Here is a 21,236-nt window from a genome sequence, read left to right as displayed (position 1 = left end):
TCAGAAGGCGCGGAGCAGGGGTTCACCGCGGTCGGCGGCCGCCCACCGTTCGGTCACACGTTCGAGCTTGTCGGGGTTGACCTGGCTGCGGAACGCGGCGATGCCCTTGGCGGTGACCTCCAGGCACATGACGCCGATGACCCGGCCGTCGAGGACCACCACGAGGGCGGGGTCGCCGTTTGCGGTCGTCGCGTAGACATCGGGCGAGCCGCCGACCAGGTTGCGCCTGGCCTTGTTGCCGGGTTTGAACAGACCCCGCATGAACTTCGCGACCGCGAGAGCGCCCTCGAACGCCTTGGCGCGGGCCGGGACCTTCCCGCCACCGTCGCCGATCGAGATGGCGTCCTGGGTGAGCAGCCGCACGAGCGGCTCGGTCCGGCCGCTGGTGGCGGCCGCGAGGAACTCCTCGACGATCCGCCGGGCGGCGGCCTTGTCGATCTCGGTGCGGGCCTTGCCGTCCGCGACGTGCTTCTTGGCGCGGTGGAAGATCTGCTGGCTGGCGGCCTCGGTGATGTCGAGGATCTCGGCGATCTCCCGGTGCGGGTAGTCGAAGGCCTCCCGCAGCACGTACACCGCCCGCTCGTTGGGCGAGAGGCGCTCCAGGAGGACGAGGACCGCGTACGAGACCGATTCGCGCTGTTCGGCGGTGTCGGCCGGGCCGAGCATCGGGTCCCCGGCGAGCAGCGGCTCGGGGAGCCACTGGCCCACATAGGTCTCGCGCCGCGCACGGGCCGAGGTGAGCTGGTTGAGGCACAGGTTGGTCAGAACCTTCGTCAGCCAGGCCTCGGGGACCTCGATGTGGTCGACGTCGGCGGCCTGCCAGCGCAGGAACGTCTCCTGCACGGCGTCCTCCGCCTCGCTCGCGGAGCCGAGGAGGCGGTAGGCGATGGCCTCCAGGCGGGGCCTGGAGGCCTCGAACCGGTCCACGTCGTTCGTGGTCAGGGTCATGGTCCGGATCCTAGCCGGGGCATGCCCGGACCCTCACCTGATGACCGTCAGGGATTTTCGATGGTGATGAAGGGGTCCCACTGACGGTACTTCCAGTGGGACCCCTTCAATTTCCGGCGGGGATCCAGGATCTGGAAGTAGAAGACGGAATTTCGACTTGCTCGCCTTTTTGTGCGAGGACGGGAGTTCCGCCAGGGACGGAAGGGAAAGGGGAATGGATCCGACTCAACGATTCGCCCACCTCCGCACACGTCAAGCCGCGAGAGGCACCTGCTCACCCTCTGCTGGGAGCTGATAGTGGGCCCAGATCTGGTTCAGCTCGTGTTGGTAGTAGAGCGGGTACAGACCGGCGACGATCATGAGGATGACCCCGATCCAGGGATTGCAGTTCCGCTGCATCCCGGCCGACTGCTGCATCCGGGCAATGCGCACACCGGTGTTGTAGACCGAAACGAAGGGGGGAATGATCACGAGCCATCCCACAGTGAGGGCCAGAAGAGCCATCACCGGATTGACCTCGATCCGCTGATCGAAGTCCCGAGCTTCGCGGTTCACTTTGTAATACCAGACCAGGTGGTAAATGCCGAGCGTGATCAGCGGCCAGATCAGCCAAACGAGAAAGATGTTACGGGTCTTGCCAGCGCGACCAGACATGGCACACCTCCCATACAGCCAGTGCATCACAACCAGCCGCAACCGGCGCGTCGTGCGTATCGTGCGCGTCGCGGACGCCGTCAGCCGAACTCCTCCACATACTCCTCCGGCGGCCCCAGCTCAGGACGGTCCCGCAACTCCAGGATTCCCCCGAGCCGTTCCAGTTCGAGAACCGTCACGGTGTTCTCGCCGACGCGCAGCAGTGGTGCCGGGCAGTACAGCGTGATCTGCGGGCCGATCTCCCAGTAACGGCCGAGCAGGAACCCGTTGACCCAGACCAGGCCGCGGCCCGATCCCGGCAGCGCGAGGAAGGTGTCCGCGGGGGCGTCGACGTGGAACGTCGCTACGGCGAAGCCGGTGTGTGTGGTCGCGGGACCCGAGGTGACCGCGTCGGCCAGCTCCGTGGCGGACCACTCCTGCAGCGCGACCGGTGTGCTGTCCCAGCCCTGCACGATGCGCCGGTCGACGAGGACGGGGCCGAGCAGGCCCTTGTGCCGGCCGATGCCCGGGCCGTAGTTCACCCGGCCGAGGTTCTCGACCAGGATCTCCAGTCGTACGACGTCGCCGGTTCCGTGGACGGGGAGTTCCGGGGAGTCGGGGTCGGCGACGCCCAGCCACGTGCCGTCGGCGAAGACCAGGGCACGGTCGCGTACGTCGGTGAGGAGGAGTCGGTGCTCGCCGGCCGGGACGCGCGGGTGCGCGGTGTGCAGGACCATGCCCGCGTCGAGCCCGAGTTGTTCGAAGGAGGCGGGGCGCGGGGCGGTCGAGGTCGGGGCCGGCACGGCGCGGAGGCCGGTGAGCAGGTCGGCGCGGTGGGTGAGCGGGACGCGGGTCGGGGGGAGCGTCGGCAGGCGTGGGGGTGAGCGGAGGGGGCCGCGTGCGCCGAGGGCCTCGCGTACGGCGAAGAACTTGTCGGTGAGGCTGCCGTCCTCGGCGATCGGCGCGTCGGAGTCGTAGCTGGTCACGACCGGCTGGAGTGGGCCCTCGTGGTCGTTGGCGCCCGCCCAGAGCCCGAAGTTGGTGCCGCCGTGTGCCATGTAGATGCTCACGCTGCCGCCGTCGGCGATGATGCCGCGGAGTGTGCGTACCGCGCTGTCCACCCCGCGGACGTGGTGCCGTTTGCCCCAGTGGTCGAACCAGCCGTTCCAGAACTCGGCGACCACGAACGGTTCGTCCGGTCGCCGCGTGGCGAGGAGTTGCCGGGCGGCGTCGGGCTTGGAGCCCAGGGTGACGGCCGTCAGGGTCCCGGGCAGGGTGCCGCCGTCCAGCATGAGCTCGGTGGGTCCGTCGGCGGTGAAGAGCAGCTCCCGGATGCCCCGGGTGGACAGGGCCTGGCGGTTCCAGCACAGGTAGGCGTGGTCGTCGCCGTAACTGCCGAATTCGTTCTCCACCTGCACCGCCACGACCGGCCCGCCCTCCGACGCCTGGAGCGCGGCGATGCGCGGGACGAGGTCGTCGAACCAGCGGCCGACGGCGGAGGTGAACGCCGGATCCGAGCTGCGCAGCGCGACGTCCCGGCCGGTGAGCCAGCTGGGCAGGCCGCCGTTGGACCACTCCGCGCAGATGTACGGGCCGGGCCGGACGATGACGTCGAGGCCCTCCTCGCCCACCGTGCGGATGAACCGCTCGACGTCCCGCCAGCCGTCGAAGCGCGGCGCCTCGTCCTCGTGGGACTGATGGAAGTTCCAGGCCACGTAGGTGTCGACCGTGTTGACCCCGAGGTCGGCGAGCCGGCGGATCCGGTCCCGCCAGAGGTCGGGGTGGACGCGGAAGTAGTGCAGCGCCCCGGACAGGATGCGGTGGGGGACGCCGTGCCGGTACAGGCGGCCCCCGCTCCAGCCGAGCGCGCTGGTGGCGGCGCCGGCCTGCGCATCGGTCGCGGTGGGGGCCACAGAGATGTGTGTCGCGGGGGGCTCAGTCACGATACGAGCCTATGTTATCGATGCCATGCGTAACAGGCTTCGATATGATCTGGTGGATGACGAACGTCGCGGGCCGGCCGCGGGAGAGGAGCGCCATGAGCGAGGGCACCGCGAGGCCGGGGCAGCCGACCATGACGGACGTGGCGCGGACCGCCGGGGTGTCGGCGCAGACCGTCTCGCGTGCGCTGCGCGGCTCGCCCAACGTCAACCCCGAGACCAAGAGGCGCGTGCTCGCCGCCGTGGAACAGGTCGGCTACCGGTTCAACAGCGCCGCCCGGGCGCTCTCCTCCGGGCGCAGCCACACCCTCGGGCTCGTACTGCTGGCGTCCGGCGGGTACTACTCGCGCTCGGCGGTGACCGCCGGTGTCGAGGCGGCCGCCGGGGAGGCCGGGTACGCGGTGAACATCGCGACCATCGCCGCGCTCGACACCGGCCTGATGGAGCGGGCCCTGTCCAAGCTCGCCGACCAGGGCGTCGACGGCTTCGTCATCGCCGTACCGCTCATCTCCGTGACGCCGAAGATGGAGGACATCACCCGCGACATCCCGACCGTCACCCTCGACGGCTCGCGGACGGCGGGCGCCCGGGTGCTCGGGATCGACCAGCAGGAGGCGGGCCGTGTCGCCACGCAGCACCTGCTCGACCTGGGGCACAGGCAGGTCTGGCACATCTCCGGCCCCGACGAATGGATCGAGGCGCGCCAGCGGCGGCAGGGCTGGCAGGAGTGCCTGGCCGCGGCCGGCATCGAGGCGCCGCCGCCCCTCGAAGGCGACTGGTCGCCCGACTCGGGACACCGGCAGGGGCAGATCATCGCGATGATCCCGGAGGTCACCGCGGTCTTCGCCGCCAGCGACGAGATGGCCTTCGGGGTGATCCGCGCCCTGCGCGAGCGCGGCCGGTCGGTGCCCGACGACGTGTCGATCGTGAGCGTCGACGACATCGCCCTGGCGGCCTACTGCTTTCCGCCGCTGACGACCGTGCGGCAGGACTTCTACCGCTACGGCGCCGCGGCCGTGTCCCTGCTGCTGCAGGGCGACGACGCGGACGTCGACGAATCCGTCGTCACCGCGTCACTGTCGGTACGCGCCTCGACGGCACCGCCGCGCTCCCTCTGAGTCCCGGGTCGCCCGTTCGGTGACGACAGGGCCTGGGGGGTCGGCCCCGGGCTGACTGAGTTTCAGCTCGGCCGTTCGTTTCAAATGGCTCTTGTGGGCCTCTTGCGCCTTCATGTGGATCGGTGCCACCGTAAGGCTCCATGTTATCGATGCCATCGTAACAAGACCGGATCCCCAGTGATCCGGATCTCGGGCGCGGTGGCGCGGCGTCACGACGGCGTGGCCTCCCTGGAGGCCGGCCCCCGGATTTGTTTTCCTCCGCTCGCAGCAAGGTGGGCAACTGTCCACGGGAAGGACCCCACATGAGGAGATCGCTCGTCCTCGCGGGCGCCGCCGCCACGGTGCTCGGACTGCTCGCCGGCTGCTCGGCCGGCGGGAGCAGCTCGGACTCCGGCAAGACGACCCTCAAGGTCGCCGCCCTCGAAGGCGGCTACGGCCGGGGTATGTACACGCAGGTCATCAAGCAGTACGAGGCCTCGCACCCCGATATCGACGTCCAGTTGCAGATCTCGAAGAGCATCGAAGACGAGATCACCCCGAACATGAAGGCGGGACGGTACCCGGACGTCGTGGTGCTCGGTCAGGGCCGTAAGGCCGGCCTCACCGAGACCCTGATCAAGGACAAGGGCCTGGAGGACCTCACACCGGTGCTCAAGGCGAAGATCCCCGGCGAGAACAAGACCGTGGGGGACAAGCTCACCAAGAACATCGTCGGCAACCTCAACACCAACCCCTACGGCAACGATCAGACGTACCTCATGCCGATGTACTACGCGCCGACCGGACTCTTCTTCAACCAGGGCCTGTTCAAGCAGAAGGGCTGGAAGGTCCCGGCCACCTGGGACGAGATGTTCGCGCTCGGCGACATGGCCAAGAAGCAGGGCATACCGCTGTTCACCTACCCGACCGCCGGGTACCTCGACTCGTTCTTCTTCGCGCTCCTCGCCGACGTCGGCGGGGAGCAGTTCTACACCGACGTCATGACGTACAAGAAGGACGTCTGGAAGACGCCGAACGCCCGCAAGGCGCTCGACATCACCACCAAGCTGCTGGGCTACGCCGCACCGGCCACCGTCGGCTACGCCAACGAGCAGGACTTCACCAAGAACCAGCAGCTGATCCTCGACAACAAGGCGCTGTTCATGCCGAACGGCACCTGGATCGTCGGCGAGATGGCGCAGGCTCCCCGCGCGAAGGGCTTCAAGTGGGGTCTGACGCCGCTGCCGGCGGTCACCGCGGGCAGCAAGCGCTACATCACGACCTCGGTCGAGTCGGTCTGGGTCCCCAGCGCCGCCAAGAACAAGGACGCGGCGAAGGACTTCATCGCGTACCTGTACTCCGACGAGGCGGCGAAGACCTTCGCCAAGTCGAACGCGATCCAGCCGATCGAGTCCATCGCGAGCAGCCTGTCCGGGGAGAACGCCGAGTTCTACAAGGTGTACGAGGACCCGTCGGTGTCCGCGCTCGTCGGCGGGTTCGCCTCCACCGCCCCCGTCGAGGGCGTCGACATCAAGGCCACGCTCTTCGACACCGCCAACAGCATCATCAGCGGCGACACCACCGAGGACAAGTGGCAGGCCGCGCTGAACGACGCCAGCGAGAAGCTGCGCCAGGCGGGCGACTGACCGCCCGGCGGCGGCCCGGGACGGCCCGGGCCGCCGCCGGCGCATCCAAGGCCTGTGAGACCCGGGAGCCCCTCCCCCGCTCACCCAGGACTGCTTCGTACGAGACCCAAGGACCGGCACGGTGACGACCCTCTCCAGCCCACCCCCAGGCTCCACGAACCGCACATCCGAACCGGCGCCGCCCACCGGGCGCTCCCGGCGCCGGCGCGGCGCCCGGGCCCCGGCCCGCCGGCGCGGCAACACCGGCTTCGTACTCGCCTGCCTGCTTCCCGCGCTGGTGCTCTTCGCGGTGTTCATGATCGTCCCGACCCTGAACGTGTTCCGGATGTCCCTCTACACCTGGAGCGGCTTCTCCCCGGACATGCGCTTCGTGGGGCTCGACAACTTCAGCCGCCTCCTCGACGACCAGCAGTTCGTGCGCGCGTTCCAGAACACGGTCGCGCTCCTGGTCGTGGTCACCGTCGTGACCATGGGCATGGGCCTGTTCCTCGCCGCGATCATGACCCGGCAACGGCTGCGCGCACGGAACCTGTACCGGTTCATCCTCTACATCCCGAACGTGCTCTCGGTGGTCGTGATCGCGGCGGTCTTCTCCGCCGTGTACGACCAGGAGAACGGTCTGCTCAACGGCACGCTCCGGCTGCTGTCGCTCGACGGCCTGCAACAGGTCTGGCTCGGCGACCAGAAAATCGTGGTCTACTCCGTCGCGACCGCGATGGTCTGGCAGTCGCTGGGCTACTACATGGTCCTCTACATGGCGAGCATGTCGAGCATCCCGGAGGAGCTCTACGAGGCGAGCGCGCTCGACGGCGCCTCCCCCACCCGGCAGTTCTTCGCCATCACGCTGCCGCTCATCTGGCAGAGCCTGCGCACCACGCTGACGTTCTTCATCATGAGCGCCGTCAACCTCAGCTTCGTCCTGGTCCGCGCGATGACGGGCGGCGGGCCCGACGGCTCCTCCGATGTCCTGCTGAACTACATGTACAAGCAGGCGTACACGAACTCGTCGTACGGCTACGGCATGGCCATCGGTGTCGTCATCTTCGCGTTCTCGTTCCTCGTGTCGCTCCTGGTGAGCCGGGCGACGCGGCGCGAGCCCCTCCAGTTCTGACAGTTCTGACAGTTCTGAGAGCTCTGAGAGTTCTGAGAGCTCCTTGAGGACGGACATCATGACCACGATCAACTCGTCGTCCCGCCCCCGCACGGGCCGGGTGCTCACCTACGCCCTCGTCGTCGCCCTCGCGCTCGCCATCGCGGTGCCGGTCGCCTGGGTGCTGCTCGCCTCGCTCAAACAGAAGAGCGAGTTCTTCGGCAGCCCCTGGACGCTGCCGAAGGGCCTGCACTTCCAGAACTACGTCGACGCGTTCGTCACCGCGCACATGGGTCAGTACTTCCTGACCTCGGTGTTCGTCACGGTGCTCGGGCTGGTGTTCGTCCTGGCGGTCTCCGTGCCGGCGGCCTACGTCATCGCCCGGTACGAGTTCCGCGGCCGCCGTGTCGTGGAGACCGCGCTCCTGGCCGGTCTCTTCGTCAACGTCAACTACATCGTCGTACCGATCTTCCTCATGCTCGTCGACTGGGACCGCGCGCTCGTCGACGTCTTTCCCGGCGGGTTCTTCATCGACAACCCCTCGGTCCTGTCGCTCGTCTACGCGGCCACGTCGATCCCGTTCACCATCTACCTGCTCACCGCGTACTTCCGGTCGATCCCGGTCGAGTACGAGGAGGCCGCCGCACTCGACGGGGCGTCCCGCTTCCGGATCATGACCCAGGTCATGCTTCCGATGGCGCGGCCGGCGGTCACCACCGTGATCCTGTTCAACTTCCTCGCCTACTGGAACGACTTCATCATCGCGCTCACCCTGCTCCCCGGCGAGGGCAAGACGCTGCAGGTCGGCCTGCTCAACCTGTTCACCGCTCAGAAGGCGGCGGCCGACTACGGGCGCCTCTACGCCGGCATGGTCATCGTCATCGTGCCCGTTCTCCTGGTCTACGCGGTCATCCAGCGCCGGCTCATCGAGGGCATGGCATCCGGCGGAGTGAAGGGCTGACCTCACCCCCGCGGCATCCCGGCATCCCGGCATCCCGGCATCCCGGCATCGCAGCATCGCAGCATCGCAGCATCGCAGCATCAGCGGAAGGAAACGTCATGAAGGAATCGACGCGTACGGCGCTGCTCGTCACCGCCCGTACGCTCGTCGCGGCGGCCTGCGTCACGCTCGTCGTCACCGCGCGCACGTCGGTCGGGTGGGGAGACCTCCTGCTCATGCTCGCCGCGCTGGCCGGGCTGCTGGCCCTGCTCGCCGCGTACAACCGGCGGTTCCGGTGACCGCGGCGGCGATATCCGGCCGGGCACTGGCCGCGGTCCGGCCGAGCGAGCGCCAACTCGCCTGGCAGGCGATGGAGTTCTACGGGTTCATCCACTTCGGCATGAACACCATGACGGACCGGGAGTGGGGCGAGGGGCACGACGACCCGGCCGCCTTCGACCCGGCCGGGCTCGACGCCGACCAGTGGGTCACGGCCCTGAAGAGCGCCGGGATGACCGGCGTGATCCTCACCTGCAAGCACCACGACGGGTTCTGTCTGTGGCCGAGTGACGTCACGGCCTACTCGGTCGCCTCGTCGCCGTGGCGGGGCGGCCGGGGCGACGTGGTCGCGGAGGTCGCCGAAGCGGCCCGGCGGCACGGTCTGCGGTTCGGGATCTACCTGTCCCCCTGGGACCGCACCGAGGCGTCCTACGGTTCCGGGCCCGCGTACGACGACTTCTACGTCGCCCAGCTCACCGAACTGCTCACCCGGTACGGGCCGGTGTTCTCGGTGTGGCTGGACGGCGCGAACGGCGAGGGCCCGAGCGGCAAGACCCAGGTGTATGACTGGGAGCGGTACTACGCGGTGGTCCGGGAGTTGCAGCCGGACGCGGTCATCAGCGTGTGCGGGCCCGACGTCCGCTGGTGCGGCAACGAGGCCGGGGAGACCCGCCCCGACGAGTGGAGCGTGGTGCCGCGCGCGTTGCAGGACGCCGAGCGGACCGCTGACCGCTCGCAGCAGGCGGACGACGGCGCCTTCGCCCGGCTCGTGCGCAGCGACGACCGGGACCTCGGCAGCCGCGCGGCGCTGGCCGGGCACGAGGACGACCTGGTCTGGTACCCGGCCGAGGTCAACACCTCGATCCGGCCCGGCTGGTTCCACCACCCGGCCGAGGACGCCCGGGTCCGCTCCGTGGACGAGCTGTTCACCATCTACCTGCGCGCCGTCGGCGGCAACTCCTGCTTCCTGCTCAACGTCCCGCCGGCCCGCGACGGGCGCGTACGGGACATCGACGTGACGGTGCTCGATCAACTCGGGCGGCGGATCGACGACTTCCGGGCGCGGCGGATCGAGGCGACCGCGACGGTCTCGTCCGGGGGCACGGGCGACGTCGCGAGCGCGTGGCCGGGCGCGGGGCGTACGCCGTGGCGGCCGGACGACACCGACCCGCTGCCCGGCGTGACGCTCGCGTTCGGACGGCCCCGCCCGGTCGAGGCGGTCGTCCTCGGCGAGGACATCAGGCAGGGGCAGCGCATCGAGCACGTCGTCGTACGGGGTCGCCGGGACGGGCGGTGGACGACGCTCGCGCAGGCGCACGCGGTGGGCCATCAGCGCGTCCTGACGTTTCCGCCGACCGAGATCGATGCCGTACTGGTCGAGATACCCCAGACCCGGGACACGCCCGTCGTCGCCCGGGTGGCCGCGATCGGGGCGGCCTCATGAAGGGCACCATGGCCAAGCAGAGCACGTCACGAAAGCCAGGCAACTCCCACAAGCCGAGCAACTCCCACAAGCCGAGCAACGCCCGCAAGCCGAGCAACGCCCGCAAGCCGGGTGCCTCGCGCAAGCCTCGTGCCGCGCGGGTGCCGAGCACCTCCCGCCCGCCCGACAAGCCGTCGCGCCGCCGGGCCGTCCTCCTCCTCACCGGCGTGTGCCTCGCCCTCGCCGCGCTGGTGGTCACCGGAGTGACGATGCTCAGCCACCGCACCGGCGAGACCAGCGAGGTCGCCTCCCTCGACGGCCACCCCGTGACCCGCGACGAACTGCTCTTCCACATGCGGCGGCTCGCGCCGACCGTGCAGAACGAGCTGCGCAACAAGTACCACCTGCGGGGCGCGATCGACTGGAACGCGAAGGCCGGCGACAAGACCGCGCTCCAGCGCCTCGAGACCCGTGCGCTCGACGAGATCCAGCGGGACAAGACCACGCTCGTCCTCGCGAAGGAGCAGGGGCTCGTCGACTCCGTGGACTACGACGACTTCCTCGCCGGACTGGCTCAGGAGAACGAGTCCCGCGCCCGGGCCATCGCCGCGGGCCGGACCGTCTACGGCGTCGCGCGGTTCTCCCCCGAGGAGTACTACACGCACCGGCTCACCGAGGTCACCACCACCCTGAAGAAGCGGCTCAGCGCGGGCGCCGGCGACCCGCTCCACGTCACCGACGCCGAGGTCCGGCGCGCGTTCGACGCCGACCGGGACGCCTGGAGCGCCAACGCGACGACGTACAAGTACGCGCAGCTCGTGGTACCGGTCCCCGACGGCGCCTCCGCGGACTTCGCGGCCCGCCTGCAGCGGCGGGTGACCGCCGCCGGGCGCCTCGCGGACGTCGTCGCCGGGGAACCCGATGCCAAGCTCACCACCGGCACGTACGACGGCAGTGGTTCGACCGGGCTGAACGCCCACGACCAGGACCTCATGGCGGTGCTCGGCACCCTCGCGCCGGGCCGGATCTCCGCCCCCGTCACGGGCACCGGCCAGATCACCTACTACGAGCTCGACGGCAAGAGCGTCGACGAGGACAAGGCGTTCGCCGACTACTCCCAGCGGATCCGGCAGTCGCTCGTCGAGGAGAAGTTCAACCGGTTCCTCCAACGCCGGGTCGCCAGCGGCGACATCGATGTCGACACCTCGGCGGTGGACGCCATCAACGCAAAGGATGTGCAGCAATGAGACCTGTCCCCATGAGACCTGCCGATACCGGACCACCCCTCATACGGTCGTTGTACGCGGGCTTCGTCGCCCTGCTCGCCGCGCTGCTGGTAGGCGCGCTCGTTCCCGCCGCGCATGCCGCCGCGGCCCCGGACCGCGCTCCCGCCCCCGCCGCCGCCCAGCCGTCCTGGCCGGGCAACACGCCGAACCTGACCGGCGGCAAGGACTACTTCATCGACGCGACCCGTGGTCGCGACGACGCGGCCGGGACCTCCCCGAAGACCGCCTGGCGCACCCTGGCCAAGGCGAACGCGACGACGTTCGCGCCCGGCGACCGCATCCTGCTCAAGGCCGGTGAGGAGTGGCAGGACGAGCAGTTGTGGCCGAAGGGCTCGGGCAGCACGGGCAGGCCGATCACGATCTCGGCGTACGGCGACCCGGGCGCCGGACGGCCGTACATCGCGACGAACGGCAACGTGCCGAGTCCGTTCAACGCGGACGGCACGAAGAATCCCGCCACCGTCGGCCTGACCGGCGCCATCGTGCTGCGCAACCAGCAGTACTGGGACATCAACAACGTCGAACTGTCCAATGACGACGACTTCGCGACCAACATCACCAAGGGGACGTACGTCCGCGACGGAATCATGGTGTCGATCAACGCCGACCTGCTGAAGCCCGGCGAGGACAGCGTCATGGACCACTTCCGTATCTCGGACATATACGTCCACAACATCGACGGTCCGAGCTACTGGCAGAAAATCCACTACGGCGCCGTCGACTTCCAGGTCTTCGGCAGCAAGAGCTACAAGGACTACGCAACCGGCGGCTACCACTTCAAGGACGTCCGGATCGAGGACAACACCTTCGAGAACGTGGAACTGCACGCCGTGCAGTTCGCGTTCAACTGGTTCGCGGCCGACGGTGCGGACGCCGGTCAGTACGACGAGAACGGGAAGTGGCACGAGGGCTGGGAGCAGCTGTGGGTGCGCACCCGCGACCTGTACAGCCGGGACGTGTACATCGGCCACAACTACGCCGAGAGCATCGGCCAGGGCGCGATCCAGCTCGCCAACACCAAGAACATGAAGGTCGAGTACAACGAGGTCAACGGGTATCTGAAGCGCTACGACGCGGTGTCCTGCGCGCTCTACCTGTGGGCCGGCGCCGACTCGGTCATGCAGTTCAACGAGGTCTACGGCGGCCCGAACAACGAGTACGACGGCACGCCCTGGGACCTCGAGTACACCAACTTCAACGTCACCTACCAGTACAACTACTCGCACGACAACGCGGCGGGCTGGATGGCCTACATGGGCAACAGCTCGAACTCGGTCGCCCGCTACAACCTGAGCGTCAACGACAACGGCGTACTCGTGAAGAACATGCTGTCTACGAACTACTCGCCGACGTACTTCACGAACAACACCTTCGTCTACGACGGCGCGGACCTCGACTACGTCCACGACGAGACGTTCCTGAGCCGCGTCTACTTCCTGAACAACATCTTCTACAACACCTCGAAGACGACCACGACACCGTGGTACCGCAGAACCGGCGCCCTACGGCAGGCCGTGTTCTCCAACAACGACTACTACGAGGCGAGCGGCACCCACTCCACCCAGGAACCGGCCGACCCCAAGGGGCTGCGAACCGACCCCCGATTCGTCGGTGACCCCGCCGACTACGTCACCGGGGCAGGCGTGGACCGCATCCGAAAGGCCGCGGCACACTTCGCCCTCCGGAACGACTCACCGCTCATCGACGCCGGCCGCTACAACCCGCACCTGGGCACCGAGGACTTCCTGGGCACGCACATCTACTACGGCGACGCACCGGACGTGGGCATGGCCGAGACCCGGATCGGCCCACAGGTCACCAACCCGGTCGACGACGACCCCATCGAGGAGGAGGCGGACAACCGGGTCGACCTCGCGCTCGGCAAACCCGTCACCGCGAGCTCCACCCACACCGGAGCGAACGGAACCCTCACCGCGGACAAGCTGACCGACGGCGACCTCACGACCCGCTGGGCCGCCGCCGACGACGCCGCCTACCCCATCACGCTCGACATCGACTTCGGCGCGGACACCACCTTCGACGAGGTCTACCTGGACGAGTACACCGACTCGGGCACCAACCCGAGGGTGCGGTCCTTCGAGCTCCAGCGCTGGGACGCCGCAGCCGGCGGGTGGGTGACCTTCGCGAGCCGCGACACCGGCATCGGCCACGACCTCACCGTCACCGGCTTCGGCGACATCACGACCTCCAAGCTCCGGGTGGCGCTCACCGGGCAGATCGCGACGGAGCAGTACACGCCGACGCTGACGGAGATCGCGGTTTACCGCGCCGGCGCGTAGGCCGGGCCGACGCGTAGGCCGGGCCGACGCTTGTAAGCGTGCAAGCGTGTAACGGCGAGGGGCGGGTGGATGCCACGGCGTCCACCCGCCCTTCTTCGCCGCGAGGGCCACGGTCACCGCGTCGGCGAGGGCCAGGTCGAGTGCGCCTTGGATGGATGCAGGAGCGGTCGCTGTCAGCTTCGCTGGAAGAACTCCACCTCCGCCAGGGCCAGATGACGGCCCGGAGTCAGGCCGGCGGCCGAGCGCAGGACCAGGCGTACCGTCTTCGCGTCGCTGATCCCGGTGGGCATCGTCTGCGGGCCTGGTTTGTCGCTGAGGGTGAGTGTCTTTTCGTGCTTCGTGCCGTCCGCCGTTGTCACCTCCAGGTCCAGCTGGAGCGCGCGTGCCTGGCGGGTGTACTCCTCCGGAGACGCGGACGGGCCGTTGGTGATGATCAGGTCGACCAACCGGAACGGCTTGCCGAAGGTGTAGGTCAGCGAAGCGCCCGGCGCGGGGGCGCCCCAGTAGCTGTTGCTGAGCCCATCCGTGGTGTTCTGCGCCGGGTGCCGGGGGAGCTCGGCGCTCGCCTCGATGTCCGCCGGGGTCACGGCCTTGGCCTTGCTCAGTTTGTCCCGGGTGTCCTCGACCAGGGCGCGTCCGGCCGGCAGCAGCAGGAGGCCGCCCGCGCACAGAGCCACCACCACGGCCAGGATCACCAGGAGCCGCACCAACCTGCCCGAGCTCGCCCGCACCCGGCGGCGCAGCGGCCACACGGTCCGCCACCACGGCAGCGGGGCGGGCTTCGCGGCGGGGTTCAGCTCAGCCGCGCAGCGTCGGCAGAACCGGCGGTCCGGCGGGTTGGGCGTGCCGCAGGCGGGGCAGGGCGCCCCCGCCGCTTCGTCCGGCACCGCGGAGGGACGTACGACGGGGCGTGGCGCCACCGGCTTCGCCGGGCGTACGGGCAGCACGGGGTCCGGCGACGGCACCTCGGGGGTGGGGGTGGCCGGGGTCCGAGGGCCCGGCATGTCCGGGGTGGTCGGAGCAGGTGGGGTGCTGGGGACCGACGGTGTGGCCGGGGCCTGGGGTGGCGGTGCGCTCGTTCCGGACGCGGCGGGTCCGGACGCGGACCCGGCCCCGGAGGACCCGGGGGGTGCCGTGGACGCGGGTGCCGTGGTGGGGCGAGCTTCGCCGGTGTGGGGGGTTTCTTCGTCGCCGGTGGTCTCGCTGGGGGCCTCTCCGGTGGCCTCGCCAGTGGTCGAGCGGTGCGCGGGGGCGGGGTGCTCGGTGCGGACATCGTCGGGTCCGGCCTCGGGCGGAGGGCCGATGGCCTCCTCCTGGCCGGGGGCGGCGCCGGGACCCTCGTCGGCGCCGGAGCGCGAGCCCGCCGTAGGCGAAGCGCTCGGTCCCCTCGCCTCGCCGCGGCCGCGGCCGGTCAGCCGGGTGCGCAACGACGAGGTGCGGCCCGGCCCGGCGGACGCGGGCTCCTCCGCCGGGGGCGATGCGGGCGCCGGGGTGGCGTCCGGCGGGGTGGGGTCCGGTGGAGCCGGGGGATCCGCGGGCGTGCTCGAGGCCGGCGTGGTGTCCGACCAGCCCAGGTACGCGCCGCAGTTGCCGCAGAAGTCGTCCGCGGAGCCGTTGGACGCCCCGCACGCGGGACACGCGCGCATGACGTCACCTCCCTTCATCGGCGGGCGGGCCGGGCAGGACCTCCACCCGGCAGACGGTGTGCACCGGGCACATGGCCCGGACGATCTCGTGGACCCGAGCCGCGTCCACCCGCGCCTCGCGACCCGGCCACACCCGGACCAGGGGCCCGGCGGGGGGCTCCGGCGGCAGGTCGGCTCCGGCGGTCCTCGACCATGTCGCGCCGCCGTCCCCGGTCACCTCGGCGTGCACGCCGAGCGCGAGCCGCAGGCCCTCGACCAAACCGCGCCTGGTGCCGCGCCACCGGTGCAGCTCCACCGCGCGGACCACAGCCTCGCGGCGCAGCTCCACGGGCCACTGCGGGTCGTCGGCGGCGCCCACCCACGACGCCAGCCAGGCCAGGAAGTCGGTCGGAGCGAGCCGGGGGTCGAGGTAGGCGGGCAGGTTGTCGAGGGTCGCGAACACCGGGGCGAGGACGGTGTCGAGACCGGCGGTGAACCGCTGCGCGAAGTCGTCGTCGGCGTACAGGGCGGGCAGTTGCCCGCCGATCGGGTACCGGCTCGGCAGGCCGGGTACGGCGGCGCGGCTCATCCCCGTACCTCTCCCTGTGCCTCCGGCCCGGCGGCCGTGTCGGCGTCGGCCACCCTCATCCCCGTACCTCCGGCTCTATGGCTGTGACAACCACCTGGTGCTGGTAGGAGAAGACCAGCGCGCCCGCGGCCACGTCGATGCGGTCCGACGGCGCGCCGCGCCGACCGGTGATCGGGTCGGCGGCGAACAGCCGGATCTCCTCCACCAGCGCGTTGCCGGTGGCGCGTTGCAGCACGCCGAACACCTCCCCGTACTGCACCGGCCGTCCGAACGGCCAGCCGGTGCCGTCCGGGCCGCCGTGCAGCGGGTTGAGGTTCCGGTACAGCGCGGCGAGCGCGGACTCGCGCACCCGGTCGGTGTCGCCCGGCGCCGCCGCGAGCCGGGCCACCACGGTGACGCCCTGGTAGACCGGCGGCTCCACCACCAGTCGGGTACCGATCAGGCGTCGTTCGTCGAGGCTCGTGGTGATCGACTCGAGCACCTGGTCCGAGGGAATCAGCTGCTCGAAGCGGAGACGGTCGTCGTCCTCGTCGGCCACCGCGTCCGGCACCACCAGGACCCGCACCGCGCCCGCACCGTCCGCGGCGGGCAGACAGCGGACCCGGCGTACCGAGGGCGCCGCCTGGCGGCTGATGATCTCGTAGTCCTCGGCGGTCACCGCGCGCTCCTGCATCCGCAGCACCTCCGGCGCCCGGAGCTTGGCATTCTCGACGGTCTCTCCGGCGACGCCGCCGCGCGCCGCCTCCCGGTTCGTGACCCGTGCCACGTACGGAACAGAGCTGCGCAGTACGGAGATCGCGCCGCGGGCGACATTGCCCGCCGGGCCGCCGCCGGTGCGGTAGCGGGCCACCCGTACCCGGGCGCCCTTGGGCGGCACGGCGCCGCACTGCCGCAGCGTGCCGTCCGGCTCGCGCAGTACCGGCGGGAAGGTGAACTCGCCGGTGGTGGCGTCCACGCGGACATGCGGGTCGGCGGGCCCGGAGCGGCCGAAGTGCTCCACCACCTCCCAGCGCTGCCATCCCTCGTCCGACGACACCTCCACCACCGGGGGCTCCCCGTCGAGGAGGACCGGCGGGCGGCCGAGCCGGAACGTCTGCCCCGCGACCCCCTCCGAGGTGCCGAGCGGCACGTCGGTCACGGTCTCGGCGTGCTCGGCGGTCATGGTGCCGCCCACGGTGAACACCTCCGCCTCGCGCACCGTCGGGGACTCCGAGTAGAACGGCTGGCCCGGCTCCGCCTCGGTGACGCGGCAGCGCAGCCAGCCGGCCCGCGTCCCGCCGATCACCGACGCCGTATGCCCGGCCGGTACGTACACGATGACCTCGCCGGGCCGGTTCAGTCCGCCGGTGGTGTCCGTGCCGGTCTCGCACACCCGCCAGCCGCCGCCGTCCCATGCCTCCCACACCAGCGGGGGCTGGCGCGGGTCCACGCCGACGCCCTCCACGCGGCTGTCCAGGTGCACGGCGACCACGCAGCGCGGCACCGCCGTCGGCAGGCCGAACAGCAGCGCGTCGCCCGGCTCCGGTGCGGCCTGGAAGCAGCGGACGTCGTGGCCCTCGGCGAGCGTGCTGGTCCAGTCGGTGTGCTCACCGGTCCGGGGTGCGGTCACCAGGCGTGTCAACTCGCTGGGCACGATGCGCAGTTCGTCCGTGGTCGCGAACACCACGTCCGCCTCGTCCTCGCCGGTCGCGCCGTTCTCGCCGCGCGCGGTGGTCACCTCGGTGCCCGCCGGCAGCCTCACCGTGTCGGGCTGCGGCGCCGACAGCCAGAAGTCGACGTCGGCCCCGGCCGCGGCCGGCGGGAACAGCTGGATCCCCAACAGGTCGAGGAACGCCGTGTAGTTCTTGTCCGGGACCCGGTTGAGCCGGTACAGCAGCTGGTCCACGAGGTAGGCGAACGTCTCGATCAGGGTGACGCCCGGGTCGGAGACGTTGTGGTCGGTCCACTCCGGGGCGCGCTGCTGCACGTACCGCTTCGCCTCGTCGACGAGTTGCTGGAAGCGCCGGTCGTCCAGGTTGGGGGAGGGCAGGGCCATCAGTCGGCGACCAATTCCTCAAGCCCCTCGTCGGAGGGGATCGTATAGAAGGGAAAGACCAGGTTGCGCCGGTCGTTGGTGGAACGCACGGTGTAGTGCACGTCGATGTAGAGGGTGCCGGCCTCGACGGAGTCGAAGGCGATCACCACGTCGTCCACCGCGATGCGCGGCTCCCACCGCTCAAGGGACTCGCGCACCTGCTGCGCGACGTGTCCGGCGGTGGCGCCGTCGCCGGGGGCGAAGACGTAGTCGTGGATGCCGCAGCCGAACTCGGGACGCATGGGGCGCTCGCCGGGCGCGGTGCCGAGCACCAGGCGGATCGCCTCCTCGATCTCCCGCTCCCGTTCGACCATGCCGATCCCGCCGGTCGGCCCGACCCGCAACGGGAACCCCCAGCCGCGCCCGATGAACCGCTCGCTCATCAGATGCCCCCGATCAGGACGTTCGGGGCGCCGGCCATGATCATCGCGCCACACGTGGTCTGGTCGCGCATCCGCGCGGCCGGCAACCCGCCGATGAGCACCTGGCCCGTGGCCGCCGCGGCCGGGTTGGGCATGATCACGTTGCCCACTGATGCCGCCGCGTGCGGCGGCATCGGACAGGTGTGCACGCTGCCCAGGCCGACGGGGCCGGTGGTCACGGCGGCGGGGCGGCCGCCGATCAGCACACGCATCATCACCTGGGCGGCGGGGCCGGTGGGCAGGGCGATCACCCCGCCGTGGTTGGTGGGGTCACCGGAACGGGCTGCGGGCGGCATGCGGTGCTCCTTTCATCGGGTACGGCTTCGGGTCAGCGGTTCATCGGTTACAGCCGGCGGGTCATCGGTTACGGCTTTGAGCCTCAGTTGATCCGGATCATCCTGGCCTTGAAGACACCCAGCGCACCGCCGTCGACAGTGACGTCCGTCTTGCCGGTGACCTCCACCGAAGGGGCGCTGACCGTCACCCCGGTCGTGCCTTCGATCTCCACCTGCCGGCCCTTCACGCTCACGGTTCCCGTCCCCGCGTCCAGCGTGATGCCGGTCTTCTCGAGCAGGACGGAGGTGAGGGCGGTGCGCTTGGCGCCGGTGCTGGGGCCGGGGCCGTACACCGTCAGCTCGATCCGGTCCAGCCGGTCGTCCATGCTCACTTCGAGGCGCTCGTCAGCGGTCACCAGCTTGAGTCCGGACGGGCCCGGTTTCCGCGTGTCCAGCAGCTCCACCCGGTGCCCCGAACGCGACGCCACGGAGCGGCGGTTGACCGCCCCCCACCTGTCGACCAGCGGGACGGTATGGGGCGGCGGCTGGTCCATGCCGTTGTAGAGCCCTCCGATGACGTACGGGCTGTCCAGCAGGCCCTGTTCGAAGCCCACCAGGACCTCGTCGTTGACCTCCGGAGCCATCACACCTCCGCCGTCCTTGCCACCCCACTGCACGGTGCGCACCCAGTCGGTGGTGTACGTGTCGTCCAGCCAGGGGAACTTCAGCTGCACCTCGCCGTCCGGCGCGCGTACGTCCGTCACCACGCCGATCGCCAGCCCCGGCATGCGCGGGCCACGGCTCGGCGCGTTGGCGCCGGTCACCAGGCCGGTCAGGGAGCGGTCCGGGCTGGCGCTGACCCACACCGTCGTCCAGTACCCGCCGTGCGGCTCGAGGACGTGCTGCACCGCCGTGGCCGTGTAGCGGCCCGAGAACAACCCGACGTTGCCGAGCGCCACGGGCTTGCCCGCCCGCAGCCGGGGGTTGCCCTCGGCCACCGCCTCCAGCTCCCCGAAGCCCGCGCTGACCTGATCGGCTATCGCGTCCGCGGCCGCTTTCGTCTCGGCCAGGGTGCGGTACGGGGTGTCCGTGACGGTCAGCTTCGCCGACTTGCCGAACCGGGCGGCCATCGCCGGGCTCAGGCGCGGCACCACCGTGTCACTGGTCACCGACTGCTGCGGGGACACCAGCTTCTCCTTCGTGGTGACGTTCCAGCCGCGCACCTCCACCGACGACGCGCCGTCCGCCGCCGACAGCGAGGCCCGCAGCACCAGCAGGTTCTGCTTGTACTCCAGCACCATCGGGTTCCGCGTGGCCGAGGTCGACGGCGCGGGCGCGCCGGACGCCTTCTGCGGCTTGGTGAACTGGAGCAGCCCCTTGTCGTCGATGCGCACCTGCGCGCCGCTCTCGCCCGCCAGGTACTGGAGGAAGTCCCAGTCGGACACGTTGGCCTGCGACAGCTGCTTGTACTTGACCGGAGCGGCCTGCACGGTTCCGCACTTCAGCCCGGCGCCCTGGGCCACCTGGCGGACGATCCTCGCCGCCGTCATGTTCCGGTACGCCACCACCTTCCGGCCCCGCTGGAGGCGGTGCGCCTTGGAGTGGGCGCGCACGACCGTGAACGAGCCCGTGCGGTCGTAGTCCACCTCCACGGCCGTCACCTCGCCGTTGAACAGCCGCTCGCGTGCCGTTCCGGCCACGGTCATCACCGACACCCGCAGCGGGGTGCCGATGGTGATGCCGGTCGCCGTCAGGAACTCGTGATCGGGGTCGCGGAAGGTGAGCACCGCGGCGTCCGGCAGGCCCACGTTCTCGTCCACCACGCAGCTCTTCAGCTGGGCGGCCCAGACCTGCGGAAGTTCGGCGGGCGTCTCCACGATGGGGTCCGCCGCGAAAGACCGGCCGTCCCGTTCCCCTGCTGTGCTCACCACTCCTCCTCATCGCCCGCGTCCCGCAGCGCCGGCACCACCAGTTCGGTGCCGGGCACGAGGGCCATCGGGTCGTCGATTCCGTTCGCGTCCGCGATGGCCCGCCAGGCCGTCGCGTCGCCGTACTCCTGCCAGGCCAGCAGGGCCAGACTGTCGCCCGCCACGAGGGTGTGCGTACTGCGGGCGGTGCGCGCGCCGGACGTCGGGTTCTGGCCCGCCGGGCCGACGCTCGCCTCCTCGATCGACAGCGAGCAGGTGGCCCGCAGCGGCCTGCCGTCCACGTCGAACAGCGTGTACGACACCGACAGGCTCGACATCACCCCGTCGAACGAGGTCGTGCGCGAGGTGCCCCACTGGAACCGCACCCACGGGCTGGCCGGCTTCTTGCGGCTCAGGCTTTTCGGGGTCGGCACGCAGGCCTTCATCAGCTTCTCCACCGCCTTCTCCACGGAGTTGTCGTGGGTGGCGGTGGCGTCCAGGAACACTTCGAGGCTCAGCTCGCGCGGGCCGCTGCCGACGAACTCGGGCAGCGCCGACTCCGCGGCCATCCGGGACGGCGTGCGCCGCCACTCGGTGGTCTTGCGCAGCTCCAGCGTGGAGGGGTTGAACTGGAGGTTCAGCTGCGTGATCGTCCCGCCGGGCTTCGCGCCGACCTTGGCGGGGGGCTCCTTCAGGGTCAGCCGGGCCCTGGCCCGACTGGAGCGCGCCGCTGGGGACATGTCGGGACTTCCTTTCCTGGAG

The 21,236-nt window shown here is 70.4% G+C and carries 18 protein-coding genes; 8 read left to right on the top strand and 10 right to left on the bottom strand.

Annotated features, from left to right (window positions below):
* The 3 genes from Q4V64_RS27405 to Q4V64_RS27395 all read right to left on the bottom strand — a co-directional run bounded on the left by Q4V64_RS27405 (position 1) and on the right by Q4V64_RS27395 (position 3,524).
* On the bottom strand, positions 1-948 hold the full coding sequence (locus Q4V64_RS27405; RefSeq protein WP_124439984.1) for an RNA polymerase sigma-70 factor: 948 nt from the start codon (positions 946-948) through the stop codon (positions 1-3).
* 252 nt (positions 949-1,200) lie between these two features.
* Positions 1,201-1,602 carry a DUF4234 domain-containing protein gene (locus tag Q4V64_RS27400; RefSeq protein WP_124439986.1) on the bottom strand — a complete coding sequence of 134 codons (402 nt, stop codon included), beginning with the start codon at positions 1,600-1,602 and terminating at the stop codon, positions 1,201-1,203.
* Between the two features lie 80 nt (positions 1,603-1,682).
* Complete coding sequence (locus tag Q4V64_RS27395; RefSeq protein WP_124439987.1) at positions 1,683-3,524, bottom strand: glycoside hydrolase family 35 protein; 1,842 nt, start codon at positions 3,522-3,524, stop codon at positions 1,683-1,685.
* 95 nt (positions 3,525-3,619) lie between these two features.
* Between Q4V64_RS27395 and Q4V64_RS27390 the strand changes: the two genes are divergently transcribed.
* The 8 genes from Q4V64_RS27390 to Q4V64_RS27355 all read left to right on the top strand — a co-directional run bounded on the left by Q4V64_RS27390 (position 3,620) and on the right by Q4V64_RS27355 (position 13,582).
* Complete coding sequence (locus Q4V64_RS27390; RefSeq protein WP_124440040.1) at positions 3,620-4,639, top strand: LacI family DNA-binding transcriptional regulator; 1,020 nt, start codon at positions 3,620-3,622, stop codon at positions 4,637-4,639.
* Between the two features lie 302 nt (positions 4,640-4,941).
* A complete protein-coding gene (locus Q4V64_RS27385; RefSeq protein WP_124439988.1) occupies positions 4,942-6,264 on the top strand; it encodes a carbohydrate ABC transporter substrate-binding protein in 1,323 nt (440 codons plus the stop codon).
* A 121-nt stretch (positions 6,265-6,385) separates the two neighbouring features.
* Positions 6,386-7,375, top strand: coding sequence for a sugar ABC transporter permease (locus tag Q4V64_RS27380; RefSeq protein ID WP_216377609.1), 990 nt, complete (start codon positions 6,386-6,388; stop codon positions 7,373-7,375).
* 58 nt (positions 7,376-7,433) lie between these two features.
* Positions 7,434-8,315 carry a carbohydrate ABC transporter permease gene (locus Q4V64_RS27375; protein WP_124439989.1) on the top strand — a complete coding sequence of 294 codons (882 nt, stop codon included), beginning with the start codon at positions 7,434-7,436 and terminating at the stop codon, positions 8,313-8,315.
* A 98-nt stretch (positions 8,316-8,413) separates the two neighbouring features.
* Positions 8,414-8,593 carry a hypothetical protein gene (locus Q4V64_RS27370; protein WP_124439990.1) on the top strand — a complete coding sequence of 60 codons (180 nt, stop codon included), beginning with the start codon at positions 8,414-8,416 and terminating at the stop codon, positions 8,591-8,593.
* Complete coding sequence (locus Q4V64_RS27365) at positions 8,590-10,017, top strand: alpha-L-fucosidase (RefSeq protein ID WP_216377610.1); 1,428 nt, start codon at positions 8,590-8,592, stop codon at positions 10,015-10,017. Before Q4V64_RS27370 ends, Q4V64_RS27365 begins: the two co-directional genes overlap by 4 nt.
* Positions 10,018-10,025: 8 nt before the next feature.
* Positions 10,026-11,243 carry a peptidylprolyl isomerase gene (locus tag Q4V64_RS27360; protein ID WP_172629184.1) on the top strand — a complete coding sequence of 406 codons (1,218 nt, stop codon included), beginning with the start codon at positions 10,026-10,028 and terminating at the stop codon, positions 11,241-11,243.
* An 11-nt stretch (positions 11,244-11,254) separates the two neighbouring features.
* On the top strand, positions 11,255-13,582 hold the full coding sequence (locus Q4V64_RS27355; RefSeq protein ID WP_172629185.1) for a discoidin domain-containing protein: 2,328 nt from the start codon (positions 11,255-11,257) through the stop codon (positions 13,580-13,582).
* A gap of 173 nt (positions 13,583-13,755) precedes the next feature.
* Here the strand turns inward: Q4V64_RS27355 and Q4V64_RS27350 are convergent, their stop codons facing one another.
* From Q4V64_RS27350 to Q4V64_RS27320, 7 genes are all read right to left on the bottom strand, one after another.
* Positions 13,756-15,228 (bottom strand): zinc ribbon domain-containing protein, encoded by a 1,473-nt coding sequence (locus Q4V64_RS27350; RefSeq protein ID WP_253266937.1) that lies wholly within the window; start codon positions 15,226-15,228, stop codon positions 13,756-13,758.
* A gap of 4 nt (positions 15,229-15,232) precedes the next feature.
* Positions 15,233-15,796 carry a phage tail protein gene (locus Q4V64_RS27345; protein ID WP_124439992.1) on the bottom strand — a complete coding sequence of 188 codons (564 nt, stop codon included), beginning with the start codon at positions 15,794-15,796 and terminating at the stop codon, positions 15,233-15,235.
* A gap of 55 nt (positions 15,797-15,851) precedes the next feature.
* Entirely contained in the window at positions 15,852-17,831 is a 1,980-nt protein-coding gene (locus Q4V64_RS27340; RefSeq protein ID WP_124439993.1) for a putative baseplate assembly protein, read from the bottom strand.
* Entirely contained in the window at positions 17,831-18,253 is a 423-nt protein-coding gene (locus Q4V64_RS27335; protein ID WP_124439994.1) for a GPW/gp25 family protein, read from the bottom strand. The genes Q4V64_RS27340 and Q4V64_RS27335 overlap by 1 nt, the downstream gene beginning before the upstream one ends.
* Complete coding sequence (locus tag Q4V64_RS27330) at positions 18,253-18,588, bottom strand: PAAR domain-containing protein (RefSeq protein WP_124439995.1); 336 nt, start codon at positions 18,586-18,588, stop codon at positions 18,253-18,255. Before Q4V64_RS27330 ends, Q4V64_RS27335 begins: the two co-directional genes overlap by 1 nt.
* Positions 18,589-18,671: 83 nt before the next feature.
* Positions 18,672-20,495 (bottom strand): VgrG-related protein, encoded by a 1,824-nt coding sequence (locus tag Q4V64_RS27325; protein WP_124439996.1) that lies wholly within the window; start codon positions 20,493-20,495, stop codon positions 18,672-18,674.
* Entirely contained in the window at positions 20,492-21,214 is a 723-nt protein-coding gene (locus Q4V64_RS27320) for a LysM peptidoglycan-binding domain-containing protein (protein ID WP_124439997.1), read from the bottom strand. The genes Q4V64_RS27325 and Q4V64_RS27320 overlap by 4 nt, the downstream gene beginning before the upstream one ends.
* Positions 21,215-21,236: the final 22 nt, after the last annotated feature.

Source organism: Streptomyces sp. NL15-2K (assembly GCF_030551255.1).
In the GTDB taxonomy this organism is placed as follows: domain Bacteria; phylum Actinomycetota; class Actinomycetes; order Streptomycetales; family Streptomycetaceae; genus Streptomyces.
This window is presented reverse-complemented; position numbering and strand designations above follow the sequence as displayed.

Excerpts from the sequence above, each read along its gene's own strand:
- Q4V64_RS27405 (WP_124439984.1), bottom strand. The coding sequence starts at position 948 with ATGACCCTGACCACGAACGACGTGGACCGGTTCGAGGCCTCCAGGCCC.
- Q4V64_RS27390 (WP_124440040.1), top strand. The coding sequence starts at position 3,620 with ATGAGCGAGGGCACCGCGAGGCCGGGGCAGCCGACCATGACGGACGTG.
- Q4V64_RS27375 (WP_124439989.1), top strand. The coding sequence starts at position 7,434 with ATGACCACGATCAACTCGTCGTCCCGCCCCCGCACGGGCCGGGTGCTC.
- Q4V64_RS27350 (WP_253266937.1), bottom strand. The coding sequence starts at position 15,228 with ATGCGCGCGTGTCCCGCGTGCGGGGCGTCCAACGGCTCCGCGGACGAC.
- Q4V64_RS27320 (WP_124439997.1), bottom strand. The coding sequence starts at position 21,214 with ATGTCCCCAGCGGCGCGCTCCAGTCGGGCCAGGGCCCGGCTGACCCTG.
- Q4V64_RS27360 (WP_172629184.1), top strand. The coding sequence starts at position 10,026 with ATGGCCAAGCAGAGCACGTCACGAAAGCCAGGCAACTCCCACAAGCCG.
- Q4V64_RS27355 (WP_172629185.1), top strand. The coding sequence starts at position 11,255 with ATGAGACCTGCCGATACCGGACCACCCCTCATACGGTCGTTGTACGCG.
- Q4V64_RS27330 (WP_124439995.1), bottom strand. The coding sequence starts at position 18,588 with ATGCCGCCCGCAGCCCGTTCCGGTGACCCCACCAACCACGGCGGGGTG.
- Q4V64_RS27335 (WP_124439994.1), bottom strand. The coding sequence starts at position 18,253 with ATGAGCGAGCGGTTCATCGGGCGCGGCTGGGGGTTCCCGTTGCGGGTC.
- Q4V64_RS27370 (WP_124439990.1), top strand. The coding sequence starts at position 8,414 with ATGAAGGAATCGACGCGTACGGCGCTGCTCGTCACCGCCCGTACGCTC.
- Q4V64_RS27340 (WP_124439993.1), bottom strand. The coding sequence starts at position 17,831 with ATGGCCCTGCCCTCCCCCAACCTGGACGACCGGCGCTTCCAGCAACTC.
- Q4V64_RS27385 (WP_124439988.1), top strand. The coding sequence starts at position 4,942 with ATGAGGAGATCGCTCGTCCTCGCGGGCGCCGCCGCCACGGTGCTCGGA.
- Q4V64_RS27345 (WP_124439992.1), bottom strand. The coding sequence starts at position 15,796 with ATGAGCCGCGCCGCCGTACCCGGCCTGCCGAGCCGGTACCCGATCGGC.
- Q4V64_RS27400 (WP_124439986.1), bottom strand. The coding sequence starts at position 1,602 with ATGTCTGGTCGCGCTGGCAAGACCCGTAACATCTTTCTCGTTTGGCTG.